Origin of the sequence: Shewanella sp. ECSMB14102 (genome assembly GCF_000813075.1) — a bacterium.
Taxonomy (GTDB): domain Bacteria; phylum Pseudomonadota; class Gammaproteobacteria; order Enterobacterales; family Shewanellaceae; genus Shewanella; species Shewanella indica.
The window spans coordinates 1-17865 of the sequence record NZ_JWGX01000038.1; the positions used below are offsets into that span (position 1 = coordinate 1).

Genomic DNA, 17865 nt, shown 5'->3' on the forward strand with positions numbered 1-17865 from the left:
CCATCCCTGGCTCGGAAGGTCACAGTTCCGCCTGTGCCTGAAAATGAGGCGTATGTCCGCAGGCATATAGGTAACTTCAAACAAGTTAGCTCTCACAGAATTGCTCCAATCCCTCCTCGGTGTCGCCGACAGCCGTTGGCGCAAATAACGTGGCTGAGGGCGAATGCTCGCCGGTGGCGAGCGTGCTTATGAACGCAAGCTATGAACAGATTGGAATGCTTAAGCCCCACGACTTTCGCCACAGGCACAACAACTATCATAGCTTTGGCTGAAAGCCATTCCCAACGCGTAAAAAAGCACAAAGCAGCGGCGATTGCCGCACTCTGACAGGAATTTTCCACTGACTTGGCTTACATAAAAAGCCATCAAAACATAAACAAGCCCCATTCGGGGCCAAGTTCAGGCTGAATCCAGCGACAAATCAACTGATGAGATCGAAGTGACTCTGATAGGTCTGGGCCCAACGCAACAATTCGACTCGATTACGAGATTGTGTCTTGCGGAAAATCGATGAGATATGCGCCTTGACCGTATGCTCACTGATACACAGACGCTGGGCTATCTCTTTATTCCTGGCACCACTGGAAACCAGCTGAATAATGGTACGTTCACGCCGGGTCAACATCTGCAGCATGGAAACCGTATCGGCCGACATCTCATTGCCAGTGTCCAGAGTTTTGACCAACTTACGGAACATCTTACTGATAAGGGTTCTGTCGTACCAGAGCTCATCGGCCACCATCTTGCGTAGACCAGTGAGCATAAGATCGATACGCTGATCTGAGTAGAGCACTCCGCGGATCCCCAGCAACATCGCTGATTCCTGATCCAGTGACCCTCTGCTGACTTGATAAAGGGCGACCGGAACATGAGAAACCAAACGACTGGCCAATAAAGGGATCCCCTTATTATCCAGCGCTGCCCCCTTCTGAGAGATTAGATAAAAAGTACTATCACTCTTCTGCGGTTCCAACTGCTCCGGGTGGCGTACTATACGAGTCTTAAGACCGATGGACTCGGCCAGTATGGCCAAATGACAAGGGGCGGCTATTTGATTTATAAAAACCAACTCATTGATACTACTCATTTTTACTCTTCTCCCTGAAAAGTCTTGCTTATATCCCTAAAGGGATAGCTTCCTTAATCACTTTAAGTGCGACTACACAAAAAGCATCAGACGATTCTGACCAGATAACGTCCGGTTTTCATCACCATAAAGTATTATTCTAACAATCTTTAACAGATTTTTCAGACGGAAGATTGTAAAGAGTGTATTCAAAACTCTTTGTTCCAACTGTCAATCTACGTTTAAATGCCGCAATTGACGGTCATGAAATGAGGATAAGAAGAACAAGGCAGCGATAGCACCGACAAGGGCCATCAGCATATCCGACTGGGTATCCCAAACGTAGCCTTGGGTGCCGAGAAAGGCCTCGGCGCCGGTTCCGGTGGCAACGGCGACCCACCATTCTATCAGTTCATAGAAAGCCGATAAGGCCAAGGCAAAACAACTGACTAGAAAGGCACACCAGGCACCCGGCTTCACTGCCCGATTACGCAGCAGTATCTCCCGAGCAATCATGGCCGGGATAAACCCTTGCGCCAAGTGACCCAGTTTATCGTAGTTATTGCGCTCAGAACCCATCCACTGTGCCAAGGTATCGAACAGTGGCACCTCGGCGTAGGTGTAGTGGGCACCGACAAAGAGGATCAGGCAGTGCACCCAAATCAGGCCATAAAGCAGTGGAGTCAACGGGAAACGCTTACGGGTAAAAAACAGTATCGGCAGCGCCAGCATACCCGGCAGCGCTTCCAGCCACCAAGTAAAATTATCTTTGGGGGCTATCGCCGACCAGATAAGTACCGCAAAATAAATGACCAGCCAGATAATTGTGTTTTTCAAGCCACTTTCCTTATGCCAGTGATTGTTCTCTATTAGGAAAAAATACTTTAGCCATCTAGCCCTCCACTTAATCTGAAAAAAGTGCTACTTTGGTTGGGCATGAGCGAAAATATCATAGCATACGTACATTAGTTAATAATCAAGAGGGTACCTATATCATGGCGAAACACTCGCTGGACAAGGATAAAATTAAAATCCTGTTGTTGGAAGGCGTCCACCAATCAGCCGTTGATGTGCTGGAAAGGGCTGGCTACACCAATATCGAGTATCATAAGGCATCACTTTCCGGCACTGAGCTGCAGCAGTCGATCAAAGATGCCCATTTCGTCGGAATCCGCTCCCGTACCCAACTAACCCAAGAAGTCTTGCAACAAGCTGAAAAGCTGGTTGCCATAGGATGTTTCTGTATCGGTACCAACCAGGTCGATCTCAAGGCTGCCGAGCAACTGGGTATTCCAGTATTCAACGCACCCTTCTCCAATACCCGCAGCGTGGCCGAACTGGTACTCGGTGAAATCATCATGTTGCTGCGCGGGATCCCGCAGCGCAACGCCCTGGCCCATCGTGGTGGCTGGCTCAAGAGCGCCAATGGCAGCTTTGAAGCCCGCGGCAAAACCCTTGGGGTTATAGGTTATGGTCATATCGGCACCCAGCTTGGGATCCTTGCCGAAACTTTAGGGATGAAAGTGATCTTCTTCGATATCGAAGATAAGCTGCCGCTGGGTAACGCCCAACAAGTTCACTCCATGGAGCAACTGCTGTCTCAGGCCGATGTGGTCAGCCTGCATGTACCTGAAACACCACAGACCAAAGAGATGATTGCCCAGGCCGAACTGGCGATGATGCGCAAAGGGAGCATATTGATCAACGCTTCCCGCGGCACAGTGGTGGATATCGACGCCCTGGCCGTCGCCCTCAAGGAGCAGCAGTTGGCTGGTGCTGCCATCGACGTGTTTCCGGCTGAGCCCAAGTCCAACACAGATGAATTCCAAAGCCCGCTGCGCGGTCTGGACAATGTGCTGCTGACCCCTCACATAGGTGGCAGCACAGAAGAAGCTCAGGAAAACATAGGTATTGAAGTTGCCGGCAAGCTGGCCAAATACTCAGACAACGGCTCTACCCTGTCGGCAGTCAACTTCCCGGAAGTATCGCTGCCGCAGCATAAAGATGCCTCTCGCCTGCTGCATATTCACCATAACCGTCCAGGTATTCTGATCAAGATTAACCAGGCGTTTTCAGAAAAAGGCATCAACATTTCAGCCCAGTACCTGCAAACCACGCCGACCATAGGTTATGTGGTAATGGAAGTGGATACCACTCAGGCAGAAGAAGCACTAACAGAACTCAAGTCTATCGAAGGCACTATCCGTACTCGTTTGCTGTTCTGATTTTCACAGGGCGCCTTATTACCCTTGGCGCCCTGTTTATTTCTGTCAAATCCGCTACAATCGCAGATCTCTTAATGCCTTCAATCTCAGGATCTTGTTATGAGCATTTGCGTTTCTCAGCCCGATTGGCCTCTGGATGCCGGCATTCCGGATCTGCTTATTTCCCGCCTCTCTCACTTGGGTCTGCTTGCCGTTACCGGTGAACAGGGCCGCAGCTTTATCCACGGTCAGGTCACCACAGATATCAGCTCTCTCACGACAGAGCAGTGGCGCTGGGGCGCTCACTGCGACCCCAAAGGCAAGATGCTTTCAAGCTTCAGAACCTTTACTCTGGGTGACGCCCTGATATTGATGATGCCAAAAGATACCCTGGCAGCCGACTTGCCGCAATTGAAGAAGTATGCGGTATTCAGTAAGGCCGAACTGGTCGATGTCAGCGACGATTACAGCCTCTTGGGTGTTGCCGGTGCCAAGGCGAGCACTTGGCTGACAGAGCAGCTTCCGGGCTTCAACGCCGAGCAACAAGTCAGCGCTGTCGATGGCGGCGCAGTGCTGCAGGACGGCGAGCGCTTTATTCTGGTACTGCCCAAAGCCCAGGCCGATGCCATCTGCCAGCAGCCTCCAGTCGATGCCAGTGCCTGGCAAGAGCTGGAAATCCTTGCCGCCTACCCTAACCTGCCGGCAGCACACATGGGCCAATTTGTACCGCAAATGTGCAACCTGCAAGCCATCAACGGCATCAGCTTCACCAAGGGTTGCTACATGGGCCAGGAAACCGTGGCCAGAATGAAGTATCGCGGCGGCAACAAGCGAGCCCTCTATATTCTCAAGGGCAAAGCCACTGTCGATGTCACCCCGGAAACCACGCTGGAGATGGCGCTGGAAAGAGGTTTTCGTAAGGGTGGCAGCATTATTGAAGCCGTACAACGAAATGGCGAGTTACTGCTGACCGCAGTACTGGCCAATGACACAGAAGTCGGTGCCAAATTCCGTATCGCCGATGATGAAAACAGCGAACTGACGGTAATGCCTCTACCCTACTCTCTGGAAGAGCAGGAGTAACAATAAATCACCCAATAAAGGCGCCGTCGGCGCCTTTATTTTTATCAGCAGTTTGTCGCTATTCGGCGTCGGACTCGGTTTCCATATGAGTGTCACGCACTTCAATCACCTGGGGCAATATCTGTTTGAAGTGCTCCACCAGTTCAGGGTCAAAGTGTTTCCCTGCCTCAGACTCCAGTAACGCCATGGTATCTTCTATGCTCCAGGCCTTCTTGTAAGGTCGAATCGAAGTCAGGGCATCAAAGACATCGGCAATGGCGACGATTCGCCCCTCAATGGGAATATCTTCGCCTTTTAAACCTTTGGGATAACCTGAGCCGTCCCACTTTTCGTGGTGGGTCAATGCTATCCTCCGGGACATCTGCAACAGAGGATCCGGGTGTTCACCAATAATCTCGGCGCCAATTTCGGCGTGTTGTTGCATGATTCTCCACTCTTCGGCATCCAGCTTGGCCGGCTTTTTCAGCACGGCGTCCGGCGTACCTATCTTGCCGATATCATGCATGGGCGCCGCATTATAGAGTAGTTCACAGAAGTGTTCCGGCAACTGGGCTTGCTGCGCCAGTAGCTTGGCGTAGTGGCTCATGCGAATAACGTGTAAGCCGGTTTCGTTATCCTTGTATTCGGCAGCGCGGCCCAGACGACGAATGATCTCGAAACGGGTCTGTTCCAGCTCGTGAGTGCGTTCACGCACCTGTTGTTCCAGCAAGCGCTGCTGATCATAGAGGGCCAGGTGGTTCCGCACCCGCGCCTTAACTATCGGGGCACTGACAGGCTTGGTGATGTAGTCGACAGCGCCCAAATCAAAGCCCTGGGTCTCATCGGCCACTTCAGAGAGAGCAGTGACAAAGATCACCGGAATATGGCAAGTCATAGGCTCTTGCTTGAGACGCTTACAGACTTCATAGCCATTCATACCCGGCATCATCACATCCAGGAGGATCAGATCCGGAGGGCTCTTCTGCGCCAACGCCAGCGCTCTTGGGCCATCTATCGCCACCTTGAGCTTATAGTCATCGCCGAGGATCCCGAGCAAAATATCAATATTCTCCGGTGTATCATCCACGACCAACACAGTGGCTTTTTCCATCCCAATCTCCCTCTTGCTCCAGACACCGATTTGCATCTCGGCACAGCAGGTTCCGCCGTAGCCCGTAATTACCCGTTGAGTATAGTCAGGCTTATTCCGCCTCGTTCAGCTCTTGCTGTAATTCGCGAATAAGGTCGGCAGCATCATCAAATTGATAGCTGCCAACCATGCTGCTGACAGGTTTCAAGCGCTGCCACAAAGGTTTACTCACCCGGCGGCTCAATGCTTCCAGTTGAACGACGGCATCAGCATCGGCATCTTCCAGACTGCTTTGCAGTTGCTTCAAAGCGGTTTTAAGCGTCTCGACATCCATCTCCTCGGCCGCATCGGCTTGCGTCTGAAGAGCGCTTTGTGGCTTATCACCCATCCAATCTGCAATGGCGTCGACAATGACGGCGACCCGCTTTTCCACTGCCTGCAACTCTTGCTCACATTCTTCAGCGGCCGCCAACTTAGCTTCCAATTGCCGAGCCTCTTCCACCAAAGCCTCAGAGCAAAGATTGCCCGCCAGTCCCTTCAAAGTATGCGCCGCCCTAACCGCTTCTTCCTGCTGCTGTTCCTTGAGCGCTTTGCGGATCCGTTTGCCAACATTGCCCTGACTAGCGAGGAAACGCTCGAGGATGCGTCGATAGAGGCGTTCTGAATGCTGCACCAGCTGCAAGCCCCGGTCGATATCCAAGCTCTCTTGTTCCGGCCAGCTCACCAGATCATCAGGAGCATCACCATCGGCCATCCCAGTGTTATTATTCCCTGCAGCAGGGGCTTGCCCCCCTCCCAGATACTGCAACAACACCTGATACAAGAGGCTGACTTCTATCGGCTTGGCAATGTGATCATTCATGCCGGCCATCAGGCACATCTCCTTGTCACCGGCCATGGCGTTGGCCGTCATGGCGACCACTGGCAACTGCTCAAGCCCTGGCATCTTACGCAGCGCTTCTGTGGCCTGATAGCCGTCCATCACAGGCATTTGACAGTCCATCAGCACAAGATCAAACTGCTGCTGCGCCAACTTTTCCAGCGCTATCTGGCCGTTTTCTGCGATAGACAGGTCTATGCCTACCTGCTCGAGAAACTCGGTCGCCACCTCCTGATTCATCTCGTTGTCTTCCACCAGCAGCACTCGTTTGCCGGCAAGAGCCGCCAATTGCAGCGATTCAAGATCCAGTACCTTGCGCCTGACGGGAATATGGCCCTGACGTCCAAGCGCCAACATAATGCCGTCCAGCAGCCTGGAGGCACTGACCGGCTTGGTGATATAGCCGTTGATCCCGAGTTGCTCCAACTGTTCGATAAAGTCATTGTTGGCGTGGGCCGATACCATGAGGATCAGTGGCGGCTCCTTTAGCTGCAATATTTGCCGGGCGGTTTCCATGCCGTCCAGCTCAGGCATCTTCCAATCGATCAGGGCCATCTTGTAGGACTTGCGCTTCACCTTCTCCAGCGCCTCCATGCCGCTGCGGGCACAGTCGACGGCAAAGCCCATACTCTCGAGCGTAGTACGCAATATATCTCTGGCGGTGCCGTTGTCATCAACCACCAGAATCGGCATACCTTCCAGTTCCTGCTCTACATTGAGCTTGTCGTTTTCCGCAACCTTGAGTCGCACGGTAAAGAAGAAACAACTGCCGTTACCAAACTGGCTTTCAACGCCGATTTCACCGCCCATCAGTTCCACCAGCTGTTTGGAGATCGCCAGCCCAAGCCCGGTACCACCGTATTTACGTGTGGTTGAAGTGTCCGCCTGGCTGAAAGACTTGAATAATCTGGCCTGCTGCTCGGCCGTCAGACCTATGCCACTGTCACGCACTGCGAATCTCAGAAGCACCTCATTCTGCTCTCGGCTAAGCTCAGTTATCGACAGCATCACTTCACCGCGCTCGGTGAATTTAATGGCGTTGTTCATCAGGTTGATCAACACCTGACTGAGGCGTAGCGGATCCCCTTCCAGATAGCTGGGCACACTGGGGGCCACGGCAAACAACAGCTCCAATTGTTTGTCGGCGGCACGCTCCGAGAACATATCCCCGAGATCTTCCAGAATATTGTCGAGCTGGAACGGCACCACTTCGATATCCAGTTTGCCGGCCTCAATCTTGGAAAAGTCGAGAATGTCATTGATGATCCCCAGCAGGGATTGCGAAGCCCGTTCAATTTTTTCCACATAGTTACGCTGCTTGTTATCCAGCTTGGTCTGCAGACACAGTTGTGACATACCGATAATGGCATTCATCGGGGTGCGTATCTCGTGGGACATATTGGCAAGAAAGTCACTCTTGGCCTTGTTGGCAGCATCGGCTTCATCCTTGGCCGTCATCAGCTCATTGGACAAGAGTTTCAAGCGGGTGATGTTGGCAATGCTCATAACCACTGAGCGTTCACGATCACCTTCTTCCTCAATTTCAGAAGCGTTGACGGCCATCCACATCGGCTCGCCAGAAGCACTGAGCAGGCGCCACTCGCCGCTGACACTGTGATCGTCACTCTGTTGCAAGCGCTCGTACAACTCGTTGGCTTTGCTTCTGTCTTCCGGCACCATCAGATCGGCAAACGAGCGACGTTTCAGCTGTTCGGCACTCATGCCCATATCAGTGCAGAATTGACCATTACAATCCATTATGGTGCCGCGATCATCCAGGTTGACTATGCCTATGCCTGCGTTATCAAACAGGGCGCGGAAGTGTGCCTCACTCTGGGCCAGTTCGGTTTCCATCTTTTTACGGCCGCTGATATCGGTCAGATAACCGTTCCAGAGCATGCCATCCTGCTGTTTGCTGCCTTTGGCACCGGCCTCGAGCCAACGCACCTCGCCGGAAGGGTGACGGTAGCGAAACTCTTTGATCCACTGCAGTCCCCCCTCACCGGAAAGCAGCCGAATAATGCTGCCCCTGTCTTCGGCAACAATCCGCTCGGCCACCAGATCAAAGTCGGCCATTACCTCATTCTTGTGGTGGCCCAGAGTGGCAATGGCTGCACTGGAAAGGAAGGTGAATCTGCGTTGCTGCGGGCTTTGCCAAAATAGTTGATACACAGTACTGGGCACAGACTCTGTGATGGTTTCCAGTTGCTCCCGCGACTGCTCCATCTTTTCCTGAGCCAGCTTGCTGTCGGTAATGTCGTTGAGGCTGCCATCGAACCACAGTGGATTGCCGTCTTCGTCGTAACTGGCCTTACCCTTTTCATGGATCCAACGCACGCTGCCATCCCGGTGGCGAATACGATACTCAACATCGAAGGCTTGCTGCTCGGCCAGAGCCGAATTTATGGTGTCAATACACAGTTGCTTGTCTTCATCAATAACCAGGGAGCCATAACTGCGCTTCTTGCTGTCGATAAAGTGCCAGGCCGGATAACCGCTTATCTCAGTGATATTGTCGCTGACATACTCCATGGTCCAATGTTCATCGACCCGGGTACGATAAACAGCGCCGGGGATGTTGGATACCAGACCGCGAAAACGGCTTTCGCTCTCGCGAATTTTACGCTCTACTGCCAGTTGCTCGGTCAGATCCCGAATCGATGCCGCCACCTGGTGTTTACCCTTATGATCGGCCGGTAACAGGCTCAAACCTATCTGCACCGGAAACTGGGAGCCATCACACTTGAGCGCCTGCAGCGCCTTGCCCTTGGCCATCATGCGATCCTTACCGTCAGTCACAAAGGTATGACGCTTGGCCGCATGCTGCAAACGATCGACTTCCGGCAACAATTGATCTATGTTGAGTTTGAGCATCTCTTCAGCGTTATAACCGAATAGCTCCTGACAGCGGCTGTTGGAGAACACCAGCATGCCATTTTCATCGACAATCAGCATCGCCTCCGGCGCCGCTTCCAGCACTGCGTTGGACCAGGCCGCGGCGGAAAACTGCTCGGTAACATCGTTGAACAACATCTCCACCGAAATCAGCTTACCTTCATCATCGAGCAAGGGCTGCATAAACAGATCCAAACGTCTCAAGCCACCTTCGGCGTCGGCCAACTCCACCTGATGTGGCGGTACGGACTCACCGGCCAGCGCCTGTTCCATATACTGCCAGTTGGCTTCATTGATACTGTTGCTGGAAAACAGCCGCTGATACTTGCGCCTGAGCACCTCAGGGGAGATGCCCAATACCTTCTCCACACCGTCGCTGGCCTGCACTATGGCGCCGTAAGGATCCATAGAGCAGTAAAAGGACTTATCACTCATGCCATCGATAAGCTTGGCAAACCTGTTGCCACGGGAGTCGAGCAGTGCTTGTTCCCTCTCTTCGAGAATTTCAGCCATCTCATTGAATTTATTACTGAGAGTAGCAATCTCCCGCACCACGCCTTCAGGCTTTTGCAAGCGTTTTATCAACCCCTTGCTGAAGTCCACTATCCCGGTTTCCAACAGCTCCAGGGGCTGGGTGAGACGCTTGGCACTCCAGTAACTGGTCACCAGCAGCAATATAGCCAATAACAACAGATTGATTGTTAACGAGCTGAAATCCTGCAGGAAAGAACGCAGCAACTGTTTTTGTGGGGTAATCACCAATACCCGCCATTCCAATGGTGCCACTCTGGCAACACTGGCAAGGTACTGCACGCCATTGAGGTCACTCAGAGCCACTTCAGGGGTGTCGGCGGCGTAGATATGTTGCGCCGCTTCCTTTCCTGCAGCGGTATTGGCGAGCCAATCTTCCAATTTGGCATTGCGGCTAAGGTTATTGTCCGGGTGATAAATGAGCCGCCCCTGGTTATCCAACACCAACAGCTTTTTGGGATCGATTCCCAAGCGAATCGGTAAGCTGGAAAGCGCCAGATCTGTGGTTATGACTCCCAAAGGTGCCGCTTCACTGCCGAAAGGCTGTGAGAAGGTGATCATCAAAGCATTGCCGGCACCCTCGTCGAAATAAGGAGGAGACCAATAACCGTCAGGATGCTTAAGCGCCTCGGTCCACCATCCCCATTCGCCGCTGGTGTAATCATAGGCTTCCTGACCTATGTCCATAATCGCAATAGAAAGATCCTGGCGGAAAGCATAGGGCGCGAAGCGTTTTTGCCCGGGCAGAAATCCGGGCTGAAAGGCGATGGCGCTGCCGTAAAAGTTGGGGTTGCGCTGCAATCTGTCTTTAAGCAGTTGATAAAGATTGTCAGCTTGCTGCAGACGCTCGAATGACTCAAGATGCCCAATGCTGTAGGCCAGAGTTTGGGTATTGCGCTGCGCCAGAGACAATTCAAACTCAAGCCGCTTGGCAGCAAAATCGGCCTTTTCAGCCAGATCGGTAAAGAAGGCCTTTTCTTCATCCTGATAGTTATACCAGCCGGTAACCCCCGAAATCACAGTCATGATAGTGATTAAGGGAATGGCTATCTGCAACAGAATACGGCTGCGAAAAGTTCTGAGTGTCGCGGTATCCGGCATAACTCTGCCTCTCTGACGATTTCCTTGCGACTCTGCAACAGCAAAGTCCTATTGTCAGGCACCCCCCTCTTGGGCATTCAATGCCGAAGTACATCAGGCGACTGAAGTCAACCAACTGATTAAAGGTCAAAAATTAACCTTGTCATTTAAGCATTAGCCATAATGTTACACAAGTAACTCGGCGCGAATTTACATAAAATTCATCCATCGGCGAGCGCCGGATAATACACTGCCGGCTAACAGCAAACTAAACTCACGGCGTGAAATAGACTCTTGCTGACATGGCGCATAACACTGAGCTATCAGCCCCTTTCCGCCAGATAGCCCAGCAATATATAAGCAACAGTTACCGAATAGCAGCCGCTAACTAGTGATAACCTTAAACCGCCTGCCACATTAGCCAATAAGGCGGTTTGAAGACTGGTTGCTGACCTTGATTGCTTCGCTCAAGACTCAGGCATCGGCCTGAGGCAAAACCTCATCACTGCAGCCGCGCAGACGCTGAAAATAACTGCGGGTTTCTGCCAGCACCAGGTGGCGCAGACCTATGATGGCTATCAGATTGGGTATCGCCATCAAGCCGTTGACTATGTCGGCGAGCAGCCAGATGAGATCCAGCGTGATAAAGGCGCCCGAAGCAATGAGCCCAAGGAAAACCCAACGATAGAGCGGGATCCAGCGGCCCTTGGTGAGATAGCTCCAGCAGCGATCGCCATAATAGTTCCAGCCAAGAATGGTGGTAAAGGCAAAACACACTAGCGCCACAGTCACCAAATACTGGCCAATCAGCGGTGTGGTAGCACTGGAGAAAGCAGCGCTGGTCATACCGGCCCCGGCGCTATCGCCATTCCAAACACCGGTAAGAATAAGTACCAAACCCGTCATGGTGCAGATAATAATGGTATCGAAGAAGGTACCCGTCATGCTCACCAGCCCCTGCTCAACCGGTTCCTTGGTCTTGGCGGCTGCCGCCGCTATCGGGGCACTGCCTAAACCCGACTCGTTGGAGAACACTCCGCGAGCAATCCCGGTTTGAATCGCCAGGGCGATACCGGCCCCCAAAAAGCCACCGCCAGCCGCCACTGGATTGAAGGCAGAATGCAACACCAGCGCAATAGCATCCGGAATCGCCTCACTGGCGCTCAGCAGCACCCAAAGACAGGCAACCACATAGCCTATAGCCATAGTGGGCACCAACTTTTGTGCCACAGCCGCAATCCGTTTAACTCCCCCTAAGGTCACGGCAGCCACCAGCGAGGTCAGTACCACAGCCGTGATCCAGGCTGGCACATCAAAGGCAATGGTCATGGCTTCGGAAATCGCGTTGACCTGGGCAAAAGTCCCTATACCGAAAAATGCCACTCCGACACCGAAAACCGCAAACAGCTTGGCCAACCAACCGAGCCCCAGGCCTTTTTCTATGTAGTACATCGGGCCACCGGCAATATTACCGTGGCGATCTGTGGTGCGAAACTTAAGCGCCAATAGACACTCGGCGTACTTGGTGGCCATGCCAAACAAGGCAGCAACCCACATCCAGAACAGAGCTCCGGGGCCACCGAGTTTGATGGCAGTAGCCACCCCGACAATATTACCCGTGCCTATGGTGGCAGACAGTGCGGTACAGAGGGCGGCAAAAGAGGAGAGCTCCCCCTTGCCATTGGCGGGTTTGAACAGCAATTGCAGCGCCAGCGGTAGACGCAACAGTTGAATGAATCCCAGCCTGAAGCTCAGATAAATACCGGTTCCCACCAGCAAGAGTAAGGTGGCAGGTCCCCAGACAATAGCGTTTATCTGGGTAAGAAGTGCATGAAAATCCATAGATTCCTCAGTTATTAAACATCTAAATTAATAAACGGAGGAGGAAAAGAAATGGCTGCGAAACCGCGGCAGCAAAGGCCAAAAGCGAAAGATCACCAGAGGCAAGGCGGTGCAATCATCCTCTCCTCTGTCCTTTTGCCTGAGCGTTTCGCGCTGGCCTAAGCCGGCACTTTCGCCTTCGGCGCCGGGGCATGCCCGGTCTCTCCAGAGGCTCGTCCAGTAACAGTCCACGCCGTCAATGCTGACCGGCACCTGAAAGAGTACCTCCAACCGGGTTAACCGGTGGAAATTGCCTCGTCGGTGTGGGGGCGATTCCCCACTCTCCTGCTACCTTCATCCGAACGGATTGCCACGTTATTCGTGGCAGGTGACACAGTTTGCGCCTAAATGGCCTCCGGCTCAAGGGGCAAAGCCCCCCCTAATCCTGTTTGCTGCAAAAAATTTGACCTCGACCTACACCCCGAGCGACCGAACCCGGTTCGGTTTACGCAATAACAACAGCTGAAAGTCGAGTTCACCGATTAAAAAAACTTGTTATGCTGTAGCAGATTACTGCGATTCACAGGAGTTCAAATGCAGAGCCAGGTGTTGCTGGAAGGGGTAAGCAAAGGATTTTTGGACGGCGATCGCCCCCACAGGGTGCTGGAAAATCTCAGCCTGGAGATCAAACCCGGTGAGACGGTGGCATTGACCGGCCCCAGCGGCAGCGGCAAGAGTACACTGCTGAATCTGATAGCCGGTTTTGAGCACCCGGACAAAGGCCGCATTCTGCTGGCAGGTCAAGACAGCAGCCGCTGGCAGGACAAACAGTGGAGCGCCTTTCGCCGCCGCCATCTGGGGGTGGTATTCCAGCAATTCAACCTACTGACGCCGCTCAATGTTCGCGACAATATTCTCTTTCCCCTGTCGCTGCTCGGTGAAGGCTGGCAAACCTGGTGCGATCACCTGGTGCAGGCACTGGGGCTGACGCCACTGTTAAACCGGGAAGTCGAAAGTCTCAGCGGTGGTCAACAGCAGAGAGTCGCCATTGCCCGCGCCCTGGCCCATAAGCCTGAACTGCTGCTGGCCGATGAGCCGACAGGCAACCTGGATGCCGCCGCCGGTGATGAGGTGATGCAGCTTTTGTGCTCTCTCGCCGCCGATGCCGGCAGTGCCATTCTTATGGTCACCCACAGCGAAACGGCCGCCGCCTATATGCAGCGCCGCTGGCACCTGCAGCAAGGGCGCATTCATGAATGACACTGGGGCGCTGACCACAATCAAGTTGGCCTGGCAGGCCCTGAAAGTCACCCTGGCCCACTATCGCAAGGCGCCACTGCAGGCCGGCGCCATACTGCTGGGAGTGGTGTTGGCGGTGACTCTGCTGATTGGCGTCAAGGCCACCAATGACAACGCCATCAACAGCTACCGTGAGGCGGGCGAAGCCCTGGGACAACAAGCCAGCCTTTTTATCACCCCCAAGGCCCGCGGGGCCAGCCTCGATGAAGCGCTCTATTTCCAGCTGCGCCAAAGCGGTATCCAAGCGCTGCCGGTGATCAGCGGCGTCCTTGATGACACTCAGGGTCGCCAGTGGCAAGTGGAAGGCAGCGATATCATTGCCGCCCTCGGCACCTTCGAGCAAAGGGGCAATGGCCGCAACCATCTGCCCTTGAATAGACTGCTCGCCGGTGAGCCCATCATTGTCATGAGCGACAGCCTGCATCAAGGACTCAAGGCGCCGCCAACCCTGTCCCTCGGTGGGCGCACGCTCGAAGTGCTGGCGCTCGCCGACTCACGGCAGCTCGGTAACCGCCTCTATCTGGATATCTCGCTGGCCCAGCAGCTATTAAAGCGCGAGGGCACCCTTAGCTATATCGCCCTCTTTGGCGAGCCGCAAAGGCTCAAAGAGCGACTCAAGCAAAGCGGACTGCCGCTGGATAAGCTGAATATCAGCGAGCAGGACAAGGGCGCCGCCCTGACCGCGCTCACCCGCAGCTTTCATTTGAACCTCAACGCCATGGGGATGTTGGCCTTCGTGGTGGGGCTGTTTATCGCCTACAACGGCGTACGCTACAGCCTGATGAAACGCCGCCGTTTGTTGCTCTTGTTGCTCAAGCAGGGGCTGGGACGGCGCGCCCTGATGCTGGCGCTACTGCTGGAGTTGTTGTTGCTGGTGTTCATCGGCTCGGCCAGCGGCTTTATTCTGGCGCTGCAGCTCAGCCAGTGGCTGCAGCCCATGGTGGCGCTGACCTTGGAGCAGCTCTATGGTGCGACTCTGCTGCCGGGGAACTGGCGCTGGCAATGGCTGGCTGAAGGTGCCGGTCTGACACTTATCGCCGCACTGCTGGCCTGCGTGCCCCTGTATCTTGAGCTTTGTCATCAGAGCCTGGCACAAAATACCCAGAGCCAATGGCATGCCCACAGACACAGAAGCATGCACAAACGCCTGTTTCTCATCGGGGTTGCGCTGCTTGCCCTGACGGCGCTGCTTTACCCCTTGAGCCAAACCCACCAACACAGCCTGGGCTTGATGGGGCTCTTGACCCTGGCTATCCCGCTGCTGTTGCCGCAACTGTTGCAGTCTTTACTCGGGCTATTGGCGCGGCTGTTTCCGTCCGGGCTCAGCAAGTACGCCATCGCCGATACCCGAGAGCTGGTGGCACCGCTGGCGCTGGCCATGATGGCGTTGCTACTGGCCCTGTGTGCCAATATCGCTATGAATACCCTGGTAGGCAGCTTTGACAAGACCCTCAGAAGTTGGCTCGACACCCGCCTGCATGCCGAGCTTTATATCCGCCCGGGCGCCGGCAATATGGCGAATCTGGAGCATTTTCTTGAGCAGCAAGCCCCCGGACTGGCTCACTTCTACCAATGGCAGGCGCCCTTCTATGCCAAGGGGAGCGGCAATGCACTGGAGATAAACCTTATCAGCCGGGACGCCGACTCTATCGCGCGCACCACGGCGCTGAAGACCTCGGCCCAAGTTGCCTCCAAAGAACAAGTTGCTTCCCAGGAACAGGTGCAAGGAGCCCAAAACCAGCAACAGCAAGCGCTGCTGACTGTGATCCAAGGCCAGGCTCTGGCTATCAGCGAGCCCTTGGCGCTGACCCTGGGGCTGGCGCCGGGCGACCAGCTCAGTCTCTGCCCGGATAAGGACTGCAAGACACCACTGACCCTGCCCATCAGCGCCATCTATTACGACTATGGTAATCCCAAGGGTGAGGTCCTGCTGGCGCAATCCCTCTGGCAACAGCTTAAGCTGCCAACTGAAGCCGTTAGCCTGGCTGTGAGTGGCATAGCAACAAGTGCAGAAAGCGCCAAGGGGGCAGGACTCACAAGCATTGCCGCCCTCGAGCGCACCCTCATTCAAGAGCTCGGACTCAGTCCGGTACAGGTCTACAGCCAGCAAAAAATTCGCGACGAGGCAATTCGGGTCTTCAACAAGACCTTCAGCATTACCCTGGTACTCAACACCCTGACCTTACTGGTGGCCGCCGTGGGGCTTTTCAGTGCCGTACTGATGCTGACCCAATCCCGCCAGGCGAGCCTCGCCATGTTACGCTCGCTCGGGCTTACCCGTGGCCGGCTTTTGTCTATGTTGCTATTGCAGATGCTGCTGGTGGTGCTGCTCACCTGTCTGTTGGCCCTGCCCATGGGGGCGATTCTCGGATACCTGCTTATCCATAAGGTGACGCTGCAGGCCTTCGGCTGGACCATAGCCATGCAGTGGGACTGGCTGGCCTATGGCCGGGTGGTGCTTTTGTCGCTGCTGTGCTGCATCCTGGCGGTGATAGTTCCCCTCTATTGGCAGAGCCGCCGCTCTCTGGTCTCCAGTCTGCAACAGGAGGTGCTCTAATGCGATTGATTACAATGCGATGGCCTGTCGCCGCGCCCTTGTTAGCGGGACTACTGCTGGGCGGCGCTGCGCTGAATGGCTGCGATAAGGCTCATCAAGACCAGGCTCAGCAGCAAGACTCACGGGCCATGAGCCGGGTGATGGGTACAGCGAGCGAAGGCTATGCGAAAGTCGAGCCAGGTGCGGCGCTGCAATTTCCGGAAGATCACTTATCCCACCCCAAGTTTCGCCAGGAGTGGTGGTATCTGACCGCCAATCTGACCACGCAAAGCGGTGAGCCCCTCGGACTGCAATGGACTCAGTTTCGTATTGCCCTTTCCCCGGATGAACCTGAATCCAGCTCTCCCTGGGCGACGAATCAGCTTTATATGGCTCACAGCGCACTCAGTTTTCAGCATAGTCACCAAAGCGCCGAGCGCTGGGCCAGGGGCGCGCTTGCCGCGCCCCAAGGCAAAGCAGCCTATCCCCAGGGAGCCCAGGACAAAACTCAAGCCGGAGCCGTGGGCTTGCCGCTCAGGGTCTGGCTCGATAACTGGCGCTGGCAAAGCCGGGCGGCAAGTGGCCCCAATAGCGGGCTGTTTCCCGCCAGTTTACAGGTCAGCGAAGAGGACTTTGCCTTCGAGCTGCAACTCGATAGCCAAGCCGAGCTGCAGCCTCAGGGAGAAAAGGGTTTCAGCCGTAAAAATGCCGCCGGCACTGTGGCCTCTTACTACTACAGCCAGCCCTTTATTCGGGTCGAAGGCAGAGTGCGCCACAAAGACCAATGGCTGCAGGTATCCGGCAATGCCTGGCTCGATAGGGAGTGGAGCTCAGAATTTCTCAGTCGCGGCCAACAGGGCTGGGACTGGTTCGCCTTGCGGCTCGATGACGGCTCGGCCCTGATGCTGTTTCAGCTCAGAGAGCAGGAAAACAAAGCCTTTTTCAGCGGCAAGCGCATGTATCCCGACGGCAGTGGCCACCCGCTGGCGCTCGATGATATCAGCCTCAGCGTCAAGGACTGGCAACAAACGGCCAGCGGTCGCTACCCTGTAGCCTGGCAACTGGAGCTGCCGGGAGAGTCTCTGTCACTGACTCTGGAAGCCCTCAATCCCAATGCCGCCATGAACCTGTCTATCCCCTACTGGGAGGGGCCAATCACCATCAAGGGCACACAAACCGGCATGGGTTATATGGAGCTGACCGGCTATTGAATAACCCAGCTATCGGGCTAGGTTGTCGATGTATGAGTGTTCGATAACCGAGCCGCTAAGCATCTAGGGCAGATAACCTCCTGAAAGACAGTTTGAAAAATCGCTTATCGGCAATGGTATCCGTCCGTTTGCATAACCCTCTTTAGGTAGTAAACAAGAACTATTCTCAAAATGGCGTTGCATTAATATT

Annotated in this window: 10 protein-coding genes and 1 riboswitch; of the genes, 5 read left to right on the top strand and 5 right to left on the bottom strand. The window is 54.3% G+C overall.

Going from position 1 to position 17865, the window contains the following annotated elements:
* Positions 1 to 421: 421 nt before the first annotated feature.
* Positions 422 to 1087, bottom strand: a complete 666-nt coding sequence (locus RC73_RS12750) for a helix-turn-helix transcriptional regulator (RefSeq protein WP_039035003.1) — start codon at positions 1085 to 1087, stop codon at positions 422 to 424.
* A 210-nt stretch (positions 1088 to 1297) separates the two neighbouring features.
* A complete protein-coding gene (locus RC73_RS12755; RefSeq protein ID WP_039035004.1) occupies positions 1298 to 1903 on the bottom strand; it encodes a DUF2238 domain-containing protein in 606 nt (201 codons plus the stop codon).
* 158 nt (positions 1904 to 2061) lie between these two features.
* Between RC73_RS12755 and serA the strand changes: the two genes are divergently transcribed.
* Together serA and ygfZ are read left to right on the top strand one after the other, a co-directional pair.
* A complete protein-coding gene (gene serA, locus RC73_RS12760) occupies positions 2062 to 3291 on the top strand; it encodes a phosphoglycerate dehydrogenase (RefSeq protein ID WP_039035005.1) in 1230 nt (409 codons plus the stop codon).
* Between the two features lie 99 nt (positions 3292 to 3390).
* Positions 3391 to 4353 (top strand): tRNA-modifying protein YgfZ, encoded by a 963-nt coding sequence (ygfZ, locus tag RC73_RS12765; RefSeq protein ID WP_039035006.1) that lies wholly within the window; start codon positions 3391 to 3393, stop codon positions 4351 to 4353.
* 58 nt (positions 4354 to 4411) lie between these two features.
* On the opposite strand, the gene RC73_RS12770 is transcribed toward ygfZ, so the two are convergent.
* The 3 genes from RC73_RS12770 to RC73_RS12780 form a co-directional block, all read right to left on the bottom strand.
* On the bottom strand, positions 4412 to 5443 hold the full coding sequence (locus RC73_RS12770; protein ID WP_039035007.1) for a response regulator: 1032 nt from the start codon (positions 5441 to 5443) through the stop codon (positions 4412 to 4414).
* Between the two features lie 91 nt (positions 5444 to 5534).
* Entirely contained in the window at positions 5535 to 10829 is a 5295-nt protein-coding gene (locus tag RC73_RS12775) for a PAS domain S-box protein (RefSeq protein ID WP_039035008.1), read from the bottom strand.
* Positions 10830 to 11282: 453 nt separating this feature from the next.
* The gene (locus RC73_RS12780; protein ID WP_039035009.1) at positions 11283 to 12650 is read right to left on the bottom strand and encodes an alanine/glycine:cation symporter family protein; all 1368 of its coding nucleotides are present in this window, start codon (positions 12648 to 12650) and stop codon (positions 11283 to 11285) included.
* A 117-nt stretch (positions 12651 to 12767) separates the two neighbouring features.
* Positions 12768 to 12868, bottom strand: a riboswitch (glycine riboswitch).
* A gap of 355 nt (positions 12869 to 13223) precedes the next feature.
* On the opposite strand from RC73_RS12780, the gene RC73_RS12790 reads away from it, so the two are divergent.
* Genes RC73_RS12790 through RC73_RS12800 form a run of 3 tightly spaced genes read left to right on the top strand, consistent with a single transcriptional unit; the run spans position 13224 to position 17675 of the window.
* A complete protein-coding gene (locus RC73_RS12790; RefSeq protein ID WP_039035010.1) occupies positions 13224 to 13889 on the top strand; it encodes an ABC transporter ATP-binding protein in 666 nt (221 codons plus the stop codon).
* Complete coding sequence (locus RC73_RS12795; RefSeq protein ID WP_039035011.1) at positions 13882 to 16485, top strand: ABC transporter permease; 2604 nt, start codon at positions 13882 to 13884, stop codon at positions 16483 to 16485. The genes RC73_RS12790 and RC73_RS12795 overlap by 8 nt, the downstream gene beginning before the upstream one ends.
* Positions 16485 to 17675, top strand: a complete 1191-nt coding sequence (locus tag RC73_RS12800; RefSeq protein WP_039035012.1) for a lipocalin-like domain-containing protein — start codon at positions 16485 to 16487, stop codon at positions 17673 to 17675. The genes RC73_RS12795 and RC73_RS12800 overlap by 1 nt, the downstream gene beginning before the upstream one ends.
* Positions 17676 to 17865: the final 190 nt, after the last annotated feature.

Excerpts from the sequence above, each read along its gene's own strand:
- RC73_RS12795 (WP_039035011.1), top strand. The coding sequence starts at position 13,882 with ATGAATGACACTGGGGCGCTGACCACAATCAAGTTGGCCTGGCAGGCC.
- serA (WP_039035005.1), top strand. The coding sequence starts at position 2,062 with ATGGCGAAACACTCGCTGGACAAGGATAAAATTAAAATCCTGTTGTTG.
- RC73_RS12790 (WP_039035010.1), top strand. The coding sequence starts at position 13,224 with ATGCAGAGCCAGGTGTTGCTGGAAGGGGTAAGCAAAGGATTTTTGGAC.
- RC73_RS12780 (WP_039035009.1), bottom strand. The coding sequence starts at position 12,650 with ATGGATTTTCATGCACTTCTTACCCAGATAAACGCTATTGTCTGGGGA.
- RC73_RS12800 (WP_039035012.1), top strand. The coding sequence starts at position 16,485 with ATGCGATTGATTACAATGCGATGGCCTGTCGCCGCGCCCTTGTTAGCG.
- ygfZ (WP_039035006.1), top strand. The coding sequence starts at position 3,391 with ATGAGCATTTGCGTTTCTCAGCCCGATTGGCCTCTGGATGCCGGCATT.
- RC73_RS12775 (WP_039035008.1), bottom strand. The coding sequence starts at position 10,829 with ATGCCGGATACCGCGACACTCAGAACTTTTCGCAGCCGTATTCTGTTG.
- RC73_RS12750 (WP_039035003.1), bottom strand. The coding sequence starts at position 1,087 with ATGAGTAGTATCAATGAGTTGGTTTTTATAAATCAAATAGCCGCCCCT.
- RC73_RS12770 (WP_039035007.1), bottom strand. The coding sequence starts at position 5,443 with ATGGAAAAAGCCACTGTGTTGGTCGTGGATGATACACCGGAGAATATT.